Raw genomic sequence first — 20819 nt, 5'->3', positions numbered from 1 at the left:
AACCTATGAAGATACTTCTCCTGTGCTGGCGCGATACGACCCACCCGCAGGGTGGCGGTTCTGAGCGCTACCTCGAGCGGGTGGGGGAGCACCTGGCGCGGCAGGGCCACGAGGTCATCTTCCGCACCGCTAAGCACACCGACGCGCCGCGGCGCTCGCGTCGTGGCGGTATCCGTTACGAACGTGCCGGAGGTAAATACAGCGTCTACCTGGCCGCGCCGCTGTCGGTGTGGCGCCACCGCCCGGACCTTATCGTGGACACACAAAACGGCATCCCGTTTTTTGCCCGACTGTATTCGCGGGCAACAACGGTGCTGCTCACCCACCATTGCCACCACAACCAGTGGCCGGTGGCAGGCCCGGTCATCGGCAGACTTGGGTGGTTTTTGGAGTCTCAGGTCGCCCCGCGGGTCTACCGCCACGCGCAGTATGTGACGGTTTCCGAGGCCTCCAAGTCCGACCTGGTGGGGTTGGGGGTGCCTGCGGGCGACATTGAAATCGTGGAAAACGGTGTCGATCCGATCCCGCAGGAGGTTGCGGTGCCGCCTTTGGACGACAAACTCCACGTGGTCACCCTGTCCCGGCTGGTGCCGCATAAGCGCATTGAGCACGCCATTGATGCGGTCGCCGGGCTTGACGGGGTTGTTTTGGACATCATCGGCTCCGGCTGGTGGGAGGACAAATTGCGTGAATACGCTGCGCCTTATGGGGACAAAGTTGTCTTTCACGGACACGTCAACGAGTCCTACAAGCACGGCCTTTTGTCCCGCGCCGCGTTGCATCTGATGCCTAGCGCGAAGGAGGGCTGGGGTATCGCGGTGATAGAGGCGGCCCAGCACGGCGTGCCCACGGTGGGCTACCGCGATTCAGGTGGGTTGCGCGATTCGGTGGAGCACGGCAAGACGGGCGTGCTCGTCGGCAGCAGGGAAGAGTTCAACGAGGCCACGAAGGCATTGCTTTTCGACGCCCCCTTGCGCACCCGCCTCGGCTGCGCCGCCCGCGCCCGCGCTTCCGCTTTTTCCTGGGAGGAGACGGGCCGCCGGTTCGCGGCGGTGCTGGGGCTGTGAGTCGTTTTCTGCGCTGGCGGCTGAGCGACTCGTTGGCAATGTAGCTAGTCTGTGTTGCATAGCTATAAAAAGCGCCGCACCCTCTGGCTTTCCAGGGGTGCGGCGCTTGCTCTGTCGAATGTGTTTAGTGGGCTTGTTCCATCTCTCCGTCGCGGAGGCGGTTGAGCATTTCGGCCTCGACGAGGACGGGGACGAAGTCCTCGATGACTGCTTCTGCGCGGTGGTTGGCGAGGACGTTGTCGAAGACGTCGTTGATGTGGGCGGCCTCGTAGCGGTCGGACCAGTCATTGATTAGGTCCTTGCGGATGTTGCGCAGGGCGCGCTCACGGATGATGCTGAAGTCGATGTTGTTTTTCATGGTTACTTCTCTTTCTTTTTCAGATTGTGGTCCAAAAGGTCGTTCGTCTCAGCTTCGGCGAGAACGGGGATGAAGTCGGTGATCGTGGCCTCTGCCTGGTGGTGGGCTAAGACGTTGTCGAAAGTGTTGACAACTTCTGCGTCGCTGTAGTGCCCGCTCCATTTCTTCACGAGGCCACGGCGTACACGCCGAATTACCCTTTCGGTCAGTGCGTTGGTCATGTTGTTGATCACCCTTTCTGATTTTCTCGATCTACACCCCTTTCGGGAATGTAACCTTTTGTTCAACTGCCGTTAACTTTAGGGAGATGGGGAAAGCGAAGCAAGTGTCCAAACGCTTGGCGCGCACAATTAATTGCGTTTCACCAATCAATTCGGCTAAAAATGCAGCTCAAAGACTTGATAACGATTTTATAACGATATGGGTGCGCGGGTTATCGGCACCCAGGAAGCAGCCCTCTCCAGCCCTCACGGGAGAAACTTCACGGCTAGTTAAATCGACGTTTGCTAAACGCAAGGTGAACAGCCATTGTCGCAAACGGTGCCAGCCACCACACACCCAGCAAAAACAGCCCCAACGGCGCCAGCCTGCCCGCCGGCACGTCCATGTGCCACTGACTCCCGTCAGGAAATACGACCACGCCTACGCCCAGCGCCTTCAACGCCTCCTCGTCCCTGCGCTGCGTCGCATCGCGGGCCGCGACCCAACGAGGGGACACGGGGTCGACGACGGTGCCGTCAACCACAAGCTCACCGGGCTCCACAACGTTCATCATCTTCGGCGCTGGATCAACCACAGGCGTGCCGTCATCGCGCAAAAGCAGTGCTGGCCTGTCCACGAAGAACACGTCGCGACCATTGTGCTCGACATCTGGAACCACGAGGGCGGGCACCGGTGTGAGGGCAGCAACGGCGACAGGAGCATCCGGGACCTGCAACAACGCCAAAAACAGAGCGGCTGCCGCACCGCGGGAAGGCAAAGCGCCAGCAGCGATGACAAAGGAAGGAATGGCAAGGATGAGCCACTTGTGGGCGTCGCGAAGCAATCCTCCCCCAGGCACGTGCGTCACCGCCCAGTCAAGCAGACCCGCATGTGAGGCGAGCGCGATAACGAAACCGAGTCCCGCGAGCACCAACAGCCGCCGCGGAACGGCCCGCCACCCAAAAGCAAGGACCACGAACAAACCAACGCCAAAGATGGCAAAACCAACCGAACGAGAGGCCGGCACGGCAGCGGCGTTCCACATCCCGCCCAGGCCAGCAAGCGCACCGAGCGTTCCTGCCCACTGCTCAGCACGCGGAGCGAACGCAGCGGCAGAGGCTTGCGAGGCCACACCCGAACCCGCGAGAGCTCCCGACACCACCCACGGCAAACACAAAACCGCCGCGAGCAGCGCCCCCGCCCGCGTACGCGCGACCAACAGGCAAGCAAGCGCCCCAGTGGGAATCAACGAGGAAACCCACACCGCGACAGGCGCCGCAGAGACCGCCACCAAAGGGATCAGCCAAGCCGCTGCCGCTAAGGACCACTGACCCTGCAGCAACCGCTCAACAACGAAGGGGTTCCACACCGCAACCGTCATCGCCGCCGCCTTGCCCCACGCCGTTGCAGAGACGCGCCACCCAGCACACGCAGCACCACAGGCCGAGGCCACCATGATCACGCGCACAGCCAGAACTGGGAAAGGAAGGATCCCCAGCAGCGCATCCTGCGGCACGTTACGGGCGGGTAAGTCACCGTAACCAAGAGAGGCTCGCGTCAGCGTCATCTCGGGAAACACCATCATGTCGCGCAGCGCGAAAGCCTCACCAGGAACAAAGAAGGGCCACGTCAGAGCCAACACCAAGAAAAATCCCCAGGCTTTAGCGGCGCGCATAAGACAACGCCAGCCACACCAGGGTCACAACTATCACAGCGCGAGTAAGCCACGCAAGAACTTGCAAGGCACGCAAAAGGATCACGTCGCCCTTCGCCTGATCAAAAGCCTCCGCCCGCGAGCTTTCCGCCATCCGGAAAAAGCCCTCGACCGGCCCGCCCGAGGTTGTCCACGTCTCGTCGAGGATCCGGCCGGTGCGCCGCTCCATATCGAAAGTGCGCTCGGCGCGGTAGTCGCCGTCCTCGATGAGCGCGAGGTACTTGTATGTTTCCAGGCCTCCAACATTGCGAGGGCCCACGTAGTCCATGGCGACAGCCTCCAACGCGAAGGGATCCGAGTAGGGGTAGCTGCGCCGTTCCGGACGGTAAGGGAAAATATAAGTCATGCCGCCGCGATCGCGCACAGGAAAAGCAGTGGTGACAGCGGCGGTGTAGGAGTCGTGGTATTCGGTGGAACCGATAAGCAAACGCGCCCGAATGTCCACCTCATCCTTTTTCGTACCCTGCTCAAACTCCGTTGTGACGGAATAGGGCACAGGCCCGTCGAATACCGTGGTGTACGTTGCAGGGCGATCAATGGCGCGCTGTGAAGCGATTACCGCCGGCGGGATGAAATTCAAAAGAATGCACAAGAGCACCACAGCCGCGGCGATGCGGACACGCCTGAGTCCTACACTGTACACATCAGAAACAATAACCTATTGCCGGAACTTGAGGGCCTGCGCGCTGTCGCCGCCCTCGGGATCCTTGTCACGCATGTAGCGTTCCAGACCGGCGAGGATTCGCCGATCCTCGCCCGCTTCGACTACTTCGTCGCTGTATTTTTCGCCCTGTCCGCCTTCTTGCTTTCGCGCGCCACCCCGCGGACTGGTTACTACTCGCGCCGTATCGCGCGCATCGCGCCCGCATACCTGGTGTGCGTAGTTGTGGTTTCACTCGTACTGCCGGAGCTTTCGCACCTCGGCGCGAGGCAGTTTCTGGGCAACCTCTTTTTGGTGCAGATTTACATGCCTGACGGCCTTGTCGCCGGGCTGACCCACATGTGGTCGCTGTGTGTGGAGGTTGCCTTCTACCTGGCTTTGCCGCTGTGCGTGCGGATACGGCAGCGGTGGATCGCGCTTTTGGTTATGGTGCCGCTGTCACTATTGTGGCCGTGGGCTGTGGCGCCTGTCGACGCCGTAAATATGCAAATCTGGCCGCCGTCGTACATTCCTTGGTTCGCGGTGGGCTTGGCCGCGGCAGAACTGGAACGTTTGGGCGTGACCTGGCGCTGGCCCCGGTGGCCTCTCGTCGCGCTTTTTATCCCTCTGGCCTGGCTCGGCGGGGTTGTGGGCCCAGCCGGTCTGGAACACCCCACACCGGCGCAGTTCAACGTGCGAGTGCTCATCGGCGCTGCCTTCGCTGCGGTTATCGTGGTGCCCTTCGCTCTCGGCCCACGCGAAAACGGACTGCTCGCCTCGCCGGTGATGCGCCATCTTGGGCGCTGGTCTTACTCCATTTTCCTGTGGCATGTCGCCGTGTTGTCATTGGCTTTCCCTGTTCTCGGCGTGCCAGTGTTTAGCGGGTACTTCCTGCCAGTGCTGGTGTTTACTGCTGCGGCGAGTGTGGCAGTTGCATACATCTCCTACGAATGGGTGGAAAAGCCCGGCGCGCGCCTGGTCCGTGGCCTGTCTGGGAGGGTGCTTCGACCTGCAACGACCTCTACAGCAATGCCGCCATCTTCGGGTTGATCAGGGCGCGCACCGCTGCTTGGGCATCGGCGGCGGAAGCAGCGTCGAGGGCGTAAGCCGCCATCTGTTGGCAGGTGGCGCGGTCGTGCATCCTCAGCGCTGCGCGCACGGCGGGCACCTTGGATGCCGCCATGGACAGCGAGGACACACCCAGGCCGACCAAAACCAGCGCCATGAGGGGCTCTCCTCCGGCCTCACCGCACACACCGACGGGTTTGCCGGTGGCTTCGCCGCCCTGGCAGGTGGCCTTGATGAGCTGCAAAAGCGCTGGCTGCCACGGCGAAAGCAGCTCGGCCAGTGCGCCTTGCATGCGGTCGGCGGCCATTGTGTACTGGGACAAGTCGTTGGTGCCGATGGAGGCGAAGTCCACTACCGATAAAAGCCGTGCTGAGGTGATGGCGGCGGCGGGGATTTCGACCATGACGCCCACTTTGGGTAGGTTACGGGCGCGAGCCGTGTCGGCAAACCAGGTGGCCTCGTCGAGGGTGGCGACCATAGGTGCCATAACGCGCAGGTCCGCGGCGCGGCCGGTGGCCTCGTACGCGGCGGCGAGTGCGTCAAGTTGGGTGTCCATGAGATCCTCGCGGGCTTGCGACAGGCGCACGCCACGGCGTCCCAGCGCTGGGTTTTCTTCCTCGCCGAGGTCGGCGAAGCGCAAAGGTTTATCGGCGCCGGCGTCGAGGGTGCGCACCACCACGCGCCGGGTGCCGAAGGCTTTAAGCACTCGGGTGTAGGTGTCGGTTTGTTCCTCAAAGGAGGGGGCGCTGTCGCGGTCAAGGAAAAGAAATTCGGTGCGAAACAGGCCGGTGCCTTCGACGTCTTGGGCAGCGGCGGTGTCGGCGTCTTCGGGGGTGCCGATGTTGGCCAGGAGGTTGATGGGGTAGCCGTCGGCAGTTAAGCCTGCGCCGGTCGAACCAGCCAGCGCTGCTGCACGGCGCTGTGCCCGCTCCCGGAGTTGCGTGACGTCTTCGTCGGTGGGGTAGACAATGACTTCGCCGGAGCCGCCGTCGATGGCAACCTGCGTTCCGGCCTCAATGTCCATGGCGCCGGAGGCACGGACGACGGCGGGAATGCCGAGCTGCGCGGCGAGGATTGCGGTGTGGCTGGTTGGCCCGCCAGCGGCGGTGACGATACCAACGATGAGCTGCGGGTCGAGGCCGACGGTTTCGGCGGGCGCGAGGTCCTCGGCAATCAGGATCGTCGGCGAGGTGACATCGGGGACGCCCGGTTTGGGCAGTCCGCGCAGCTCACAAATGGTGCGGTCGCGAACGTCGTAAAGGTCGGTGACGCGCTCGGCCATGTACCCGCCGAGGTTGGCCAGCAACTGCGCGTATTCTTCGACAGCGTCGTTGACGGCGCGGGTGACACCGGAGCCATGTTTGAGCCGCTTATCGACGGCCTTAGCAAGCGCCTTGTCTTTAGCTAGCTGCGCGGTCGCCTCGAGGATCGGGCGGGCAGCGGGAGCGGAGGTTTCGGCCTGCGCTTTTAGCGACGCCGCCACCGCGTTCATGGCCTCGCGCACTCGTGCGCCATCTGCCGCTGGGTCGGTGGAGTTTGGCTCATGGGCATCCACACCCGGGGCGGGCAAAACCTTGACCACCTCGGCGTGGGCGGTGCCGGTTGAAACGCCGATGCCGTAGATGACGCTGTGTTGCTTAAACATGTCTCCAGTTTCCTTCCAATCAGGGCGAAACGGCGTGCTACTCGGCGTCGAGGTCGCGCTCGAGCATGGCGGCGAGTGCGTCGAGGGCTTCAGCGGCCCCGTCATCTTCGCTGCTTAAGGTAACAACGTCGCCGTGTTTGGCGCCCAAGGTCATGACCTCCAGGATGGAGGCGGCGTCGGCTTGTTCTCCGTCGAGGGAGATGACGATGTCGAAGTCGTACTCGCCGGCGGCCTCGGTGAACAGGGAGGCCGGGCGGGCGTGGAGTCCGACGGAGGAGCCAATGGTGGCGGTACGGGAGATCATGGTGGAATCCTTTCCGGTTGTTTGCTTGCTACTGCCTGTATACCCCGGCGCGGGGGCGGGGGTTGTCTCGGCTGCTTTGAGGATGCGCACGATGTGCAAAGTGAGGTAGGAAATTTCGTCTTCGGTGAGCCCGGATCCGAGCCGCAGCTCGATGACGGAGGCGATCCGCTGCGCGCACTTGTGGGCCGCGGGAGAGGAGGCGCGAATAGCCTCCGTGATGGCAAGGCCCTGCTCGTCGAGTTGTTCATGGTTGGAGATGCGCACGAAAAGATAGCGCATGTGGGTGATGAAGCGGGCGACGTTGATGGTGTCGCTGCTCAAAGCGATGGAGAAATCGCTTTCGATAATGGAGATAAGCTGGTTCAACACACCGGTCATGGCGTAGGTGAAGCTGAGGTCCCCGGTGGAAAAGCCTGCGTTGACCAGGTGCAGGGTGATTGCGATGGCTTCCGTGTCGGGCAAGGGGTCGATGCCGCGACCCGCGAGGGCGGCATTGAGGTGGGCCAAAATCGCTTTCGCCTGCTGGTATTCGGCGCCGTAGAGCTGGCTGACCTCAGCGAGGAGCGGATAGTCGACCTGCTGCCCGTTGGCCGCGCGGGTCAGGGCACAGCCGATGTGGTCGGCAAGGGCGATGAGCAGCGAGGAGTTCTGGGAAAGCTTCTCAGGCACTCCGGTTGCGGCCACCGCATCTGTGACCAAGGTGATATGGGCCAGGGGAATTTCGGAGAGTAGCGAGGCAATATGGTCGGGGTCGGGGTCGGGGTCGGGGTCGGGGCCGTCGTCAGGAACGAAAGTGCGGGCGATCTTCGCCGGGTCGACAACACTGCCGGGGCGGGCTTTGAAGCCGATGCCGCGCCCGGTGACGATCCTCTCGCCTGCGTGGTCTTTTGCCAAGACCACGTTGTTGTTAAAAACCCGCAGAATTTCCATCCTGACACCGATTATGGCTGAACTTCGATCACGGTGTCCCCGGCGCTTACCGTTCCTGCGGCGAGAGGTTCAACGCTGGAAAGCTTCTTGCTGTTCGTCACCGTGATCAAGGTGGTTGTGGGGTAGCCGGCCTTTGAGATGGCGTCGAAATCGACGGTGGTGAGCAAGTCGCCCGCTTTCACGCGCTGCTTTTTCTCCACGGCCACCTCGAAGCCTTCACCGTCCATCTTGACGGTGTCGATGCCGACGTGGACGAGCACCTCGACACCCTCATCGGTTTTGATGCCAAAGGCGTGGCCGGTCTTGGCCACAGTGACCAGGGTGCCAGTTACCGGCGCGACCACGGCGGATTCTCTAGGTACGATGCCCACGCCGGCGCCGAGGGCCCCGGAAGCGAAGACTTTGTCGCCGGATTCTGCGAGGCTGACCAGCTCTCCAGCAACCGGCGCCTGCACTGGGATAGTGGCAATCGCGGTGGCGACGGCGGTGCCGCCGCCAGCAGAAGCAGCAACCAGCGTGGGTTCGACACGCTCAGCCTCGGCACGCTCAGCCTCGGCACGCTCAGCTTCGCGTGCGGCTGCGGCTTCGGCTTTTTCCTCGGGTGTGCGGTAATCAGTAAGGACGATGGCGAACATGGCCACGAAGAAGGCCACCGCGATGGACACGATGTAGACCCACACGGGGTTAAACACCACGGTGGTCAGAAGCGAGGTGAACACGAAAGCTTGCGTCTTCACACCTTCAAAGGGGGCGGACAGGATCGCGATGGTCACACCGCCTGCGAAACACCCCAGCAGCATACGCGGGTAGATGCGCTTAAAGCGCAGGTGGATGCCGTAGAGCGAGGGCTCGGAAATACCGCCGAAGAGGCCGGCGGCGAGGGCACCGCTGGCGGTTTGGCGCATCTGGGTGTCGTGGTCGCGCATCGACAAGGCAAGCACACCGGCGGTGGCGCCGAAGCAGGCGAAGTTCCACACGCCCATCGGGCCCTGGATGAAGTCGTAGCCCAGTGTTTGGATATTCACCAGCATCAAGGCGTTGAGCGGCCAGTGCAGGCCGAGCGGCACGAGGAAGGGGTAAAGCATCGGGATCAAAATGGCGAAGATAAACGGCGCGTTTGAGTTCATCCAGGCCAAACCGGTGCCGATTCCGTTGCCCAGCCATATCCCCAACGGGCCGATGAAAAAGGCAGTCAGCGGGATCATGATCAGCATGGAGATAAACGGCACAAACACCATCTGCACGTTGTCCGGGAAGATCTTTTTGAGTGCGTGGTAGACCACCGCCAGGATCGCCACCATGATCAGCGGCACGAACACCTGCCCGCCGTAGTCATTGAGCTGCATCGGCAGACCGAAGATCGTGGTGCTAAACAGGTCCTTGCCCAGGGCCTCGTTGGTGGTGGAGACGGTTTCGGGGAAGCGCTGCGGGTCCGACAGGCTCATGAACTCGGGTGTCATGAGCGCGCCCATGATCGCAGCACCCAGCCACGGGTCGACGCGCAGCTTCTTCGCCGCGTTGTAGGCCACCATCAGCGGCAGGAAGTAGAACACGCTGCGCCACATTGCGTCGAAGAATACCCAGGTGGCCGACTTGTTGTCGTCGCGGAAATCAATCACGTGGAACGCGTCGAGCACCGCCGCGATCGCAATGATGAGCGACGCACCCAGCAGCACGCCCAAAATAGGACGAAACGAGTCCGACAGGTACTCGAAGAAGTTGTCCAGCCAGGCGTACTTGCCGCGCGCTTTGGAGCGGGCTTCTTCCTTGACGTCGGCGTCGGAGCGTGCGGCTGCACCACTGTTTTTCATCTCGGGCAGGTGCGTAATGGCGGTATACATGGACTCCACGCCACCACCGCAGATCACTTGGTAGCGGCTGTCGCCTTGGTGGACGGTTCCCAAAACTCCGGGGACTGCATCCAATTCGACTTCGTTGACTTTGCCCACGTCATGTAGCTCGAGGCGCAAACGTGTGGCGCAGTGCGTGAGGCTGGCGATGTTTTCTGCCCCGCCGAGATTTTCGACGATCGCCCGCGCACTGGAATCCCGCGATGTTGACATCGTGACCTTCCTTGACTTGTTAGGGCAGGGCTGGTGTCGAAGGTGAGGGGAAAGAAAAAGACCCGAGACACCACCAAGTGGATGCCTCAGGTCTTGCCTCATTTCCGAGTAACAACCCTGGGTTGGTTTCTACAATTGTGACTTTAGACCCCACCACGGCAATAAGGCAAGGCAAGTCACAGTCCGTCCCCATCAGGCCAGGAAAGAGCCGCAAGCGCCGCGCAGCCCGCTATCAGAACCAAAAATGAGCTGCCCGCGTAGTTTTCCTGGGGCCAAGGCGCACGCGCCAACCACAAACCCATAAACACGGTGGACCCGCCAGCGATTAACCACGAGGGGATCAACGTGAAGCGTCGGATCGCCCACACAGCGGTAAAGGCCAACGCACCCGGCACAAGGCCAACACCGACGGCGGCCAGTGAGGCAGACCAGGTGCGCTCGCCCGGGCCCGGATGGGCGAAACATTCGCGGCGGCGCAACCCACACAGGCCAAGTATGGTGCAGCCCACAAAGGTGAGAAAGGAAAGTGCACCTCCTGCGGCGAGACTGAGGCGGTAGGGGCGCTCACCGGCAAAGGTCATGGTGAACTCACCGCCGACGCCGGGTGGGACGCGGAAGCCCTGCATGTGGGCGTCGATAAGCGTGGGCTCAAGCGTTGTGTCGTCGATACTGCCGCGCAAGCCTGCGTTGAAACCGCGGGTAGTCACAATGATCTGTTCATTCTCGCGCGCGTCGACGTGGCCGTTGAAAGCCGTCCACGCTGGCGGCTCAAACACCGTACGGCTAATGCTGAGGGTTTCAGCGGTCGAAAGCACCTCATGGGCGCCCGCCTCAAGGTAGGCAGTGCCTTCGACGGGCTCGCCGTCAACCGTGGCGGGCGCACTAAACTCCCAGGTCGCAGGGGTGTCCGTGGTGAAGCGGCGGTGGATGAGCTGCGTTGCGGGAAAGATGCGCTGGAAGAAGTAATTCTCAGCGGTGCCCGGCACCTCCACGATGCGCGAAACACCTGAGTCGATTTGGGTAATGCCCACGCGCCCTGTCAACGTGATGCGCGCTAAATCACCGTGAACCCGGATGGAGCGAGCTTCTGCGCCGACAAGGGAAATGGAGCGCTGGGAGGAATCGTCACTAAGCACAACGGTGGTGTCCTCAGTGGCGGTAATAGAGATGGAGCTGCCCTCGACACTTGTTTCGATCCAGGCCTCCTCGTCGCCGGGGGCGGGCCACCAAGCCGTCTCAGCAAGACCATCAAAAGCGGCGGTGAGCGAAGCGGAAGGGTTGGCGCCGCCGAACGCGGTGGCGTCGGCAGCAGAACTCGAAGCGCGAGCCTGACCCACCTGCGTTACCGCCACCGGCGTGCCGGAGGAGGGGTAGTCCTTCAGGCGGTTGCGCACATCGGCGCCCTCCGCAAGATCGTAAAGATGGGCAGAAAGCGGAGAGCGCAGCGTGCCGTAGTTGCGTGCCGCCAACGCTGGGGTGTCGGTAATGATCGTGGGATTGTCCCCGGTCAAAGTGGCGGGGAAATAACCGCGCTCCTTATACAAAAGGGCTAAGACCTCCCCGCCGCCGTCGACACGCACCGGGGCAAAAGACGTAAGCATCATGTCGCGGCTGCCCTCCAGAAGATGAATTTCCACCGCGCCGAAACGCGCCGTGGGCGCACCTAACTGCGGGGTGTCAGGTGCGGCCTCAAGGTCATGGCGCACAATGATCGCACCGACACCAAGGGAGCGCAACGCCTCCCCGTCCAAAGCGTAGACCTGCCCGTCAAGCCCACGGATTGTCTCCGGAGCCACCAAAGGAACCGCGTCGCGCACCGCAAAATTGACATCAGTGACAGCCTGAATCGGCTCGTCGCGGGTCCAGCCCCAGTCTTGGCGCGCAAAGGAACTCGCCGGCACCACCAAACTACGAGTGCCCGCAGCATGCTCATTGAGCCACTGACCAGCCGCAACCCAGTCGGGCGACACTTCCGTCCACGTCCCCTGGGGCAAAAGGCGCAGCGACCATACAGGGGCAATCGCCACCACCGCCGCCAGCACCGCCGCCACCACCGCCGGTGGGCGCACATGCGACAGCGCCCACCCAGCACCTAAAACCACAGGCAAACGCACCAAGAAATCGAGTTTGTGCAAGTTGCGGAAGGGGGCAAGGGGGCCGTCGTAAAGCGAAGGCACAAAGTGCGCAGTGCCCAGAACAAAAAAGCCGAGCGCGAAAAGTGCCACGAAGAAACCACGCCACGGCATGTCGCGCCGGGCAAGTCCCGCCACCCCGATCGCAGCAACAAAGGTGGTGGCCAGGATGAACACAGGTTCAGCAACAAGCAGGAAACCGGCGGCGCGTTCCGTGTCCACGAACGGCGACCAACTTGTCATCCCGCGCAGGATCTCGGCTGGGTTGAGCCAAAAGGAGGTGACGAAGGCGGATTCGATGAACTCCGTAAACGGCGGCGAGTAGCGCCCCAGCACGAGCAGCGGGCCGATCCACCAGGCGCTTAGCAACACCGCACCAACAAACCAAAGAGCAGCGGCGCGGGCTTGGCGGCGCCACAGCAAAAACACCAACGCCGGAACGCAAGCGAAAATGGTTGCGGTGGCGTTGACCGCCCCCATCAGGGCGACCGGGATGAGCGAAGCCGCCACGTTTGGGCGTTGCCGCACAAGACCAACAAGCGTCCACGGCACGAGCGCGACCGGCCAGGCCTCCGAAGAAATAGCGGTCAGGGTGGTCAAAATCCGGGGGCTAAAGGCGTAGAGCACCGCGGAGAAAACAGCGGCCCCGTGCGGCAGCCCGATCCGGCGGGCCAACAGTAAGGTTCCCGAAAAGGCGAGGCAGACAAGCAACGACCACCACAAACGCTGCAGCACCCAATCCGGAAATGGCAAGAGGAAAAAGGGGCCCTGGGGAAAGAGGTAGCCGTAGGCTTGGTTTTGAATCTGCCCGAGAGTGAACTGGTCGGTATAAGCGTGGGTGGCTTGGCGCAAAAACCCGAGCGGGTTCTGGGTGAGGTTGAACTTCGTATCGGCGGCGACGCGGCCCGGAGGTTGCGCGAAAATGACCAGGGTGAAAAGCACCCACCCGAAAAGGTGACTGAAGACGGGGTGTTTATTAAGCAAGGGCGCCTACTGGCGCGAGCCGTACTCCGGGCCGCCGAGGACGGCCTCGTGTGCGGGCACGGCGTTGCCCGCCGGCACTGTGCTTTGACCGGAAAAGGAGGCGATGCCGATAACTCCGACGGCGCCCAGCACGATGCCGACAACGATGCTGGCCACCAGCGGGGACAGTGCGCGCTGGGGAAGGTGCTGGGGTTTTTTCGACATGGCCGAGATTCTAGCAGCGCGGGCGGTTGAATCCAGGCTGTGTTCGGGAGAGGGGGCGTTTTTCGCTGTTATGGGTAGGTGGAGTGGGCGCCTCTGGGTACAGTGAACACGTTTTGTCCCCGTCGAAAGACCGCACCTAGTAAGGAGGAAGACGTGATAGTTTCCGCCCGCGCCTTCGTGGTCGCCTTCAGTGTGTTGGCGCTTGCCGGGTGCGCGCCGCAGCAACCCGCCGGGGAGTCGTTGCCGGAGCCGACGGTGGACGTTGAGCAGCCGGAGGTTTCGCCCGCCCAGCAGCGCGTTCCTCAGGAAGTCAGGGCGAAGGTCGCCTCTTTGATGGTGGTTGGCGTGGCGAACTATGAGCAGGCCCGCGCCGCGCTCGACGAGGGTGTGGGTGGGCTGATTGTTCCGAGTTGGGCAGATCCGCGGCTGCTGACGGAGCAGGGGCGCAACATTAACGCGCTGCGGGAGCAGTACCAGCGGCCTTTTTCGGTGGCGATTGATTTTGAGGGTGGCCGTGTTCAGCGCCACACGCAGGTGCTCGGCGAGTGGATGCCGCCGGGTGACCTTGCCCAGCAGCCGCCGGAGGTCATCCAGGGCACCGGCTACGACATTGGGCGTTCCCTGCGCGCCCACGGGGTCAATGTTGATTACGCGCCGCTTCTCGACGTCGACGGCGCTGGTCTTGCGATCGTCGGCGACCGTGCTTTCGATTCCGACCCGGCCGAGGTCGCGCGCGTGTCGATGCTGTTTGCGCAGGGGCTTGCCGACGCCCACGTCACCCCGACCTTCAAGCATTTCCCCGGCCACGGCCGCGCCTCCGGCGATACTCACTTAGGTTTGGCGCTGACCCCACCGATTGAGGAGCTGCACCGCTTCGACCTTGTGCCTTACGGCCCGGCGTTGAGTCGTTTTACCCAGGCCAGCGTGATGATGGGGCACATGATTGTGCCTGGCCTCGGCCCGGAGGGGGTGCCGTGTTCGCTTAACCCTGAGGCTTACCGCATCCTGCGCGAGGGCGATTACCCGGGAGGGGTTCCTTTCGATGGGGTGGTGGTGACTGACGATTTATCGGGCATGCGCGGGATTTTGGATTACCAGCCCACCCCGGAGGCGGTGAAGAACTCGATTGCGGCTGGTGCGGATCAGGCGCTGTGGTCCTCGGGAGCCGATGTAGCGTTGATCATTGATGAGGTCACCGCCGCGGTGAAATCCGGGGAGATCCCAATGCAGCGCATTGATTCTGCGGCGGTGAGGACGCAGCAGCAACTACTCAGCGTAGGCCTCTGACAGCGGCATCTACGGTCACCACTAGGCAGTTTTTTAGTCCTCTACTACCCTTAGACGGGTGAGTAAGGTAACAGGAACTTCGCGCGGACGGCAAGGTGGCGGCAGGGTGGGCAGGATCCTGCTGGGGATAGTCGTCGGTATTTTCGCTATTTTGCTGGCGCTTTACGTCGCGGACATGGCGATGAACCGAGGCAATGTGCCTCGCGGCACGACGGTCGGCGGGGTGTCAATCGGCGGTAAGGCACCCGATGAGGCAGAGGCGAAGCTGAAAAATGAGCTCGGTTCGAACGTGACGAAACCTGTGACCGTACACGCCGGCAAGCAGTCCGCGAAGTTCGTTCCTGCCGAGGCGGGACTGGACGTAGATTGGCGCGAGACGGTCCGCTCCGCCGGTGTTGAGTCCGCCAACCCGATTGTGCGGTTGAAGAACCTGTTTACTACCCACGAAGTTGATACGGTCACCGCTGTCGACGATTCAAAGCTTTCCCCCCAGCTCGACCGTTTGCGCAAGGAGCTCTACCGCGACCCGATCGACGGCTTCATTGAAATTGCCAGCGGCAACGCGAAGGTCAACGACCCGGTCTTAGGGCAAGAAGTTGAGCGCGCCGCGTTGAAAGAAGCGATCACTTCCGGTTGGCTCAGTCCCGAAGGTGTCAACGTTGAGCCGAATCCTGTGGAACCGAAGATCAACGAAGCAGTGATCACAGCGGCGCTGGAGGGCCCCGTTAAGGCCGCACTATCTGGCCCGCTGAGCGTGCGTGGGCGCGAAAACGTCGAGGCGGTAATAAGCAAGGAGCGGCTCGGCGAGATCGTTGAGTTCAACAATGTCGATGACCGCATCGACGCGGTGATCAACCGTGAGCGCGTCGGGCAAATCCTCGGAGAACAGCTCGCCCCCACAGTCACCGAGATGAAAAACGCCCGTGTGCTTGCAGGCGGCGGTGTGGAACCCAGTGTTGATGGTTTGGATGTTGACTGGGATAAAACCCTTGCGGGTTTCGATGATCGGCTCCTCGGCGCCGCTGAGCGCGAGTGGGTTGCGGAGTACAAGCCAGTCCCGGCGAAGTTCACCACCGAGCAAGCGGAGTCGGCGACCTTCAACGAGGAAGTGGGCTCCTTTACCACCGGTGGGTTTAGTTCCGCCTCCGGGACCAACATTCGCCTCGTGGCTAACAAGGTCAACGGTGCCATTGTCAACCCGGGCGAAACTTTCTCCCTCAACGGCTACACCGGGCCGCGCGGCACGGCTCAGGGTTATGTGGAATCTGGGATTATTCTCGATGGACACGCCGACAAGGCTGTCGGCGGCGGTATCTCCCAGTTCGCCACCACGTTATACAACGCCGCGTATTTCGCGGGCATGACGGATGTGGCTCATACGCCGCACTCCTACTACATCTCCCGCTACCCGGCTGGCCGCGAAGCGACCGTCTTTGAGGGTGCGATTGACCTGGTCTTTCGTAATGATTCGGCGTACCCAGTCAGAATTGTCGCTAGCGCCAGCGCCAGCGATGTGACCGTGAGGCTGATGGGTGTCAAAACGGTCCAAGTTGAGTCGATCAACGGTGGGCGCTGGGTGCCGACCCAGCCCCAGCCGAAGACGGTGGCTGGCCCCAGTTGCGCACCTTCGGGTGGGGCGCCGGGCTTTACCACCTCAGACACACGGGTAATTAGGGACCTTTCGGGCAACGAAATCTCCCGCGAGACGCAGACCACGGTGTACGACCCCCAGCCGATTATCCGCTGCGGGTAGTCCCCCGGCGCATTGAGCCCACACCCACTGCAACAGCGTGAGTCCGGGCCGCAACGGCAGACAAATTGGGTGAGGTAGGCCTAAAGAGTCATTGCCGGGCAGGGGCGCTGGGGGGATACGGCCCTTAAAGTTTGGAGCCGGCGACGAGAATCGAACTCGCGCTCTCAGCTTGGGAAGCTGATGTTCTACCATTAAACTACGTCGGCAATGCTAGGAAATCTTAGCACCCGACGGCGGGTGTTTAACAAACTGGTGGCAGCTAGACTGTGGGCGTGCTTCTTTCAGACCATGACATCCGCGAGGCCGTCGATTCGGGCCGCCTCGGCATCGCCCCTTACGACCCTCAGCTCGTGCAGCCTTCGTCCGTTGATGTGCGCATGGACCGCTTTTTTCGGGTGTTTAACAATTCGAAGTACACCCACATTGACCCGAAGTTGGAGATGGAGGAGCTGACCACACTGGTTGAGGTCCCGGAAGGCGAGGCTTTTGTGCTTCACCCGGGCGAGTTCGTGTTGGCTTCCACCCTTGAGCTTTTCACTCTGCCCGACGACCTCGCTGGCCGTCTTGAGGGCAAAAGCTCCTTGGGTCGCTTGGGCCTTTTGACCCATTCAACTGCCGGTTTCATTGACCCCGGTTTTTCCGGCCACATCACCTTGGAGTTGTCGAATGTGGCAAATTTGCCGATCACGCTGTGGCCGGGCATGAAGGTGGGGCAGATGGCGCTGTTCAATCTGACTTCACCAGCGGCTGTGCCTTATGGTTCCGGTGGTTTGGGGTCGAAGTACCAGGGCCAGCGCGGACCGACACCGTCGAAGGCGTACCTGAATTTCCGTTAGTTTCTCGCGCAGCGGTTTTCCTGTGTGCGTGCCATGATGGGACGCATGCGTATGACGGTGATTGGTACCGGGTATTTGGGTGCGACGCACGCGGCGTGCATGGCTGAGTTGGGTCATGATGTGTTGGGTGTGGATGTCGATGAGTCCAAGATTTCGCGGTTGAAAAATAGTGAGGTTCCGTTTTTTGAGCCGGGTTTGCCGGAGGTGTTGCAGCGCAACATTGAGGCGGGCCGGTTGGATTTCACTACTGATTACGCTGCGGCGGCGCGGAGTGCGAATGTCCATTTCATTGGGGTGGGTACGCCGCAGCAGCGTGGTTCTTATGCGGCTGATACACGTTTTGTGGAGGCTGTGATTGATGATTTGGTGCCGCTGTTGGAAGGCGATCATGTAATTGTGGGCAAGTCGACGGTGCCGGTGGGTACGGCGGCTGCTTTGCAGGAACGGGCTGATGGTTTGGCGGGGCCGGGCACGCGTGTGGAGATTGCGTGGAATCCGGAGTTTTTGCGTGAGGGTTACGCGGTGAAGGACACGATTGAGCCGGATCGGATTGTGTTGGGTACGCGGGGGCATGATTCGCGTGCGGAGGAGATCGCCCGTGAGGTCTACGCGGCGCCGTTGGCTCAGGGCACGCCGTTTCTTGTGACGGATTTGCAGACGGCGGAGCTGGTGAAGGTGGCGGCGAATGCGTTTTTGGCCACGAAGATTTCGTTTATCAACGCCGTGAGCGAGGTCTGTGAGATCGTGGGTGCGGATGTGACGCAGTTGGCGGACGCTATTGGTTATGACGACCGCATTGGGCGGAAGTTTCTTGGTGCGGGGTTGGGCTTTGGTGGGGGTTGTTTGCCGAAGGATATCCGTGCCTTTATGGCGCGTGCTGGTGAGGTGGGTGCGGATCAGGCGTTGACGTTTTTGCGTGAGGTCGATGCGATTAATATGCGGCGGCGTCAGCGTGTGGTCGATATTGCGCGTGAGGAGCTTGGGTCGTTGATTGGCCGGCGGATTACGGTGCTGGGGGCGGCGTTTAAGCCGAATTCGGATGATGTGCGTGATTCGCCGGCGCTGGCGGTGGCGGGGCAGTTGTCGTTGGCGGGTGCGGATGTGCGTGTGTTTGATCCGGAGGCGATGGATAATGCGCGCCGTGTGTTTCCCACGTTGGATTACGCAGCTTCGCTTGACGATGCGCTTTCTGGCGCCGAGCTTGTCATCCTCGCCACGGAGTGGCAGGTGTTCCGCGAGATGGATCCTGTTGAGGTGGCGGGGCTCGTCGATAAGCAATTGCTTATCGACGCCCGCAATGTCCTCGCTGTGCCCGCCTGGCAAGCTGCTGGCTGGACCGTGCGCGCACTGGGAAGAAACGTTTGACATGCGAAGCTGCCTCAGCGTCGGGCAAGATGGTTCCCATGGCCAAAAAGATGACAGGAAAGTTTGGCAAAGGCGCGCTCGGTGCCGCCGCTGCGGTGTTGGGTGGCGTTGCCATTCATGACCTCACCCAGACGAAGCACCCCATCTTGCGGATGTACCCTGTGCGACGTGCCCTCTGAATGGGCCGCCGACTGGGAACTGTCCTGCCCGGACAGCTTCCGGCAAAGCTAGGGCGCTGGGCTTTCAGCTTCTTCGTGCACCGTAGAGCCCCAGGCCACAAGACCCCCAGCAGCCCTAGTGTTGGTGGTAATCGCTAAGGAAGTTGCCGAGACGCTCGATGGCGTTTTCAAGCTGGGATGCCCAAGGCAGGGTCACTACACGGAAGTGGTCAGGTTTCGGGTAATTGAAGCCGGTGCCCTGCACCATGAGGATTTTCTCGGATTTGAGTAAGTCGAGCATGAAGCGTTCATCGTCGTGGATGTTGTACATTTCAGTGTCGATTTTGGGGAAGGCGTAGAGCGCGCCTTTGGGTTCGATGACAGAAATGCCGGGGATTTCACGCAGCTTCTTCACGGTGATGTTGCGTTGTTCGGTGAGGCGTCCGTTTTCGGCGGTGAGTTCGTAGATGGATTGGCGGCCGCCGAGGGCAACTTGAATGGCGTGTTGTCCGGGCACATTCGCGCACAGGCGGGTGCCGGCGAGCAGATCAAGGCCTTCGATGAAGCCTTTGGCGCGGCGGCGAGGCCCAGTTATCACCATCCAGCCAGCACGGAAGCCGGCGACGCGGTAAGCCTTGGACAGGCCGTTGAAGGTCACAGTGACAAGGTCGGGGCCAACCTCGGCCATGGAGATGTGTTGGGAGCCGTCGTAGAGCACACGGTCGTAGATTTCGTCGGAAAAGACGACCAGCTCATGTTCGCGGGCGATGTCGGCGATACCTTTGAGGGTTTCGCGGGAGTACACCGCGCCCGTCGGGTTGTTGGGGTTGATCACCACGATGGCTTTGGTTTTTGAAGTCACCTTGGAACGGATGTCTTCGAGCGAGGGGTTCCAATTATCCTCCTCGTCACACAGGTAGTGCACCGGTTTGCCGCCAGCGAGGGTCGAAGCCGCAGTCCACAGTGGGTAGTCGGGGGCGGGGATGAGGATTTCGTCGCCGTCATTGAGCAAGGCTTGAGTAGACATGGTGATCAGTTCGGAGACACCGTTTCCCAAGTAGACATCGTCGATATCGAAGTGGGGGAAGTCGTCGATCACCTCGTAGCGGGTGACAATCGCGCGGCGTGCCGGGATGATGCCTTTTGAGGCGGAATAACCTTGTGAAGTCGGCAGCGCGGCGATCATGTCGCGCATGATCACATCGGGTGCGTCGAAGCCGAAAATGGCGGGGTTGCCGGTGTTGAGTTTGAGAATGGTGTGGCCGTCGCGCTCCATCGCCTCAGCGGTGGCGCTCACAGGGCCACGGATGTCGTAGAAGACGTTTTTCAGCTTGTCCGCCTGGTCGAAGTGGCGGTGCTTGGGCACAGCGCTCGTCGACTTGACGTTGTCACCAGACTTGCCATCCTGCTTTTTGCTCATGTGACAATACTAGCCAGGAGTCTTAAAGCCCCGAGGGTTATTGCTTTTTGAAGCGGTTGACTGTGTGGTGCGCGACGTTGATCGCGTCGGTCGTCAACTGGCTGACCTGTTGTTTGCGTTGGACGCGCTGAGCTGCGATCTCGTGCGCGCGGGAGGCTTCAATTTCGAGTTGTTGGACGCGCACCAGCTCGCGGCGGCGCTTCTCCAGTTGGCGGATGCTGGGGAGGTACCAGTTGTCTGGGCCGACCTTCATCACGTAGAGCAGGATGAAGAGGGTGGGGATAATGAGCAGGGGCAGTGCCGTCGCGCCGCTTCCGGAAAAAAAGGCTGCGATAATGGTCGTACCGATGGAGCCGAGGGTGCCCAACCAAAACACGCCAGCGCGGGTGCGTTTGCCGCGCATCTGCGCGTAATGGATCTCCTCCGGGGTATAAAGCGTTTGCTCGCCGGGTACCGGTGCAGCGGGCAACCCGGAGAGTTTGATGGCGGGGGCGGGGCTGGGCAGATCGTCGAAAAGCGGTGTGAGCTGGGAGAAAAACTGCGCCTTGGACACGGCTGCGCAGCGCTCGTCGAATTCGTCCATGGTGAGGCGACCTTCGCCGAGCGCCTGGCTGAGCGCGCTGATCGCTTCGGTGCGTTCGCTGTCGCCGATGCGGAAATTTCCGTATGAGGTGCTCATAGGTCCTCAGT

General features: G+C 61.6%; 18 protein-coding genes, 1 tRNA gene and 1 pseudogene. 7 read left to right on the top strand and 13 right to left on the bottom strand.

From position 1 onward, the window contains the following. Window positions 1-5: 5 nt before the first annotated feature. Window positions 6-1067 (top strand): glycosyltransferase family 4 protein, encoded by a 1062-nt coding sequence (locus VLL26_RS07920; protein WP_342318560.1) that lies wholly within the window; start codon window positions 6-8, stop codon window positions 1065-1067. 124 nt (window positions 1068-1191) lie between these two features. Here VLL26_RS07920 and VLL26_RS07915 read toward each other — a convergent pair whose 3' ends face one another. The 4 genes from VLL26_RS07915 to VLL26_RS07900 form a co-directional block, all read right to left on the bottom strand. Continuing rightward, window positions 1192-1425, bottom strand: a complete 234-nt coding sequence (locus tag VLL26_RS07915; protein ID WP_342318559.1) for a three-helix bundle dimerization domain-containing protein — start codon at window positions 1423-1425, stop codon at window positions 1192-1194. A gap of 2 nt (window positions 1426-1427) precedes the next feature. Beyond that, the gene (locus tag VLL26_RS07910) at window positions 1428-1646 is read right to left on the bottom strand and encodes a three-helix bundle dimerization domain-containing protein (protein ID WP_342318558.1); all 219 of its coding nucleotides are present in this window, start codon (window positions 1644-1646) and stop codon (window positions 1428-1430) included. 266 nt (window positions 1647-1912) lie between these two features. Continuing rightward, window positions 1913-3301, bottom strand: coding sequence for a hypothetical protein (locus tag VLL26_RS07905; protein ID WP_342318557.1), 1389 nt, complete (start codon window positions 3299-3301; stop codon window positions 1913-1915). Further along, window positions 3288-3983, bottom strand: a complete 696-nt coding sequence (locus tag VLL26_RS07900; RefSeq protein WP_342318556.1) for a porin PorA family protein — start codon at window positions 3981-3983, stop codon at window positions 3288-3290. The genes VLL26_RS07905 and VLL26_RS07900 overlap by 14 nt, the downstream gene beginning before the upstream one ends. Window positions 3984-4001: 18 nt before the next feature. Here VLL26_RS07900 and VLL26_RS07895 point away from each other — a divergent pair, with 18 nt between their 5' ends. Beyond that, window positions 4002-5030, top strand: a complete 1029-nt coding sequence (locus VLL26_RS07895; protein ID WP_342318555.1) for an acyltransferase family protein — start codon at window positions 4002-4004, stop codon at window positions 5028-5030. Here VLL26_RS07895 and ptsP read toward each other — a convergent pair. The 6 genes and pseudogenes from ptsP to VLL26_RS07865 form a co-directional block, all read right to left on the bottom strand. Next, complete coding sequence (gene ptsP / locus VLL26_RS07890) at window positions 5002-6693, bottom strand: phosphoenolpyruvate--protein phosphotransferase (protein WP_342318554.1); 1692 nt, start codon at window positions 6691-6693, stop codon at window positions 5002-5004. The two genes, VLL26_RS07895 and ptsP, sit on opposite strands and share 29 nt — an antisense overlap. A gap of 37 nt (window positions 6694-6730) precedes the next feature. Then, window positions 6731-6997 carry an HPr family phosphocarrier protein gene (locus tag VLL26_RS07885; protein ID WP_342320181.1) on the bottom strand — a complete coding sequence of 89 codons (267 nt, stop codon included), beginning with the start codon at window positions 6995-6997 and terminating at the stop codon, window positions 6731-6733. A 96-nt stretch (window positions 6998-7093) separates the two neighbouring features. Continuing rightward, window positions 7094-7927: pseudogene (locus VLL26_RS07880) on the bottom strand (PRD domain-containing protein); the annotation flags it as partial. Window positions 7928-7938: 11 nt separating this feature from the next. After that, window positions 7939-9990 (bottom strand): glucose PTS transporter subunit IIA, encoded by a 2052-nt coding sequence (locus tag VLL26_RS07875; RefSeq protein WP_342318553.1) that lies wholly within the window; start codon window positions 9988-9990, stop codon window positions 7939-7941. A gap of 176 nt (window positions 9991-10166) precedes the next feature. Next, the gene (locus VLL26_RS07870) at window positions 10167-13064 is read right to left on the bottom strand and encodes an alpha-(1->3)-arabinofuranosyltransferase domain-containing protein (protein ID WP_342318552.1); all 2898 of its coding nucleotides are present in this window, start codon (window positions 13062-13064) and stop codon (window positions 10167-10169) included. A gap of 48 nt (window positions 13065-13112) precedes the next feature. After that, the gene (locus VLL26_RS07865; protein WP_342318551.1) at window positions 13113-13310 is read right to left on the bottom strand and encodes a DUF2613 domain-containing protein; all 198 of its coding nucleotides are present in this window, start codon (window positions 13308-13310) and stop codon (window positions 13113-13115) included. Between the two features lie 156 nt (window positions 13311-13466). Between VLL26_RS07865 and VLL26_RS07860 the strand changes: the two genes are divergently transcribed. Both VLL26_RS07860 and VLL26_RS07855 read left to right on the top strand, forming a co-directional pair. After that, window positions 13467-14597 carry a glycoside hydrolase family 3 N-terminal domain-containing protein gene (locus tag VLL26_RS07860; RefSeq protein WP_425292309.1) on the top strand — a complete coding sequence of 377 codons (1131 nt, stop codon included), beginning with the start codon at window positions 13467-13469 and terminating at the stop codon, window positions 14595-14597. A gap of 175 nt (window positions 14598-14772) precedes the next feature. Further along, the gene (locus VLL26_RS07855; RefSeq protein WP_342320180.1) at window positions 14773-16350 is read left to right on the top strand and encodes a VanW family protein; all 1578 of its coding nucleotides are present in this window, start codon (window positions 14773-14775) and stop codon (window positions 16348-16350) included. Window positions 16351-16482: 132 nt separating this feature from the next. On the opposite strand, the gene VLL26_RS07850 is transcribed toward VLL26_RS07855, so the two are convergent. Further along, window positions 16483-16556: transfer RNA gene (locus VLL26_RS07850), tRNA-Gly, on the bottom strand. 66 nt (window positions 16557-16622) lie between these two features. On the opposite strand from VLL26_RS07850, the gene dcd reads away from it, so the two are divergent. The 3 genes from dcd to VLL26_RS07835 are packed head-to-tail and all read left to right on the top strand — an operon-like array spanning window position 16623 to window position 18730. After that, on the top strand, window positions 16623-17186 hold the full coding sequence (gene dcd / locus VLL26_RS07845; RefSeq protein WP_342318549.1) for a dCTP deaminase: 564 nt from the start codon (window positions 16623-16625) through the stop codon (window positions 17184-17186). A 45-nt stretch (window positions 17187-17231) separates the two neighbouring features. Next, entirely contained in the window at window positions 17232-18551 is a 1320-nt protein-coding gene (locus tag VLL26_RS07840; RefSeq protein WP_342318548.1) for a UDP-glucose dehydrogenase family protein, read from the top strand. Window positions 18552-18589: 38 nt separating this feature from the next. Beyond that, window positions 18590-18730, top strand: coding sequence for a hypothetical protein (locus tag VLL26_RS07835; protein ID WP_342318547.1), 141 nt, complete (start codon window positions 18590-18592; stop codon window positions 18728-18730). A gap of 115 nt (window positions 18731-18845) precedes the next feature. Here VLL26_RS07835 and VLL26_RS07830 read toward each other — a convergent pair whose 3' ends face one another. Continuing rightward, window positions 18846-20129 carry a pyridoxal phosphate-dependent aminotransferase gene (locus tag VLL26_RS07830; protein ID WP_342318546.1) on the bottom strand — a complete coding sequence of 428 codons (1284 nt, stop codon included), beginning with the start codon at window positions 20127-20129 and terminating at the stop codon, window positions 18846-18848. A gap of 37 nt (window positions 20130-20166) precedes the next feature. Then, window positions 20167-20808, bottom strand: coding sequence for a DUF1707 SHOCT-like domain-containing protein (locus VLL26_RS07825; RefSeq protein ID WP_342318545.1), 642 nt, complete (start codon window positions 20806-20808; stop codon window positions 20167-20169). Between the last annotated feature and the right edge of the window lie 11 nt (window positions 20809-20819).

Source organism: Corynebacterium sp. BD556 (assembly GCF_038452275.1).
GTDB classification, from domain to species: Bacteria; Actinomycetota; Actinomycetes; order Mycobacteriales; family Mycobacteriaceae; genus Corynebacterium; species Corynebacterium mayonis.
The sequence above is the reverse complement of the archived record's forward strand: the minus strand, read 5'-3'. Positions and strand labels throughout refer to the sequence as shown.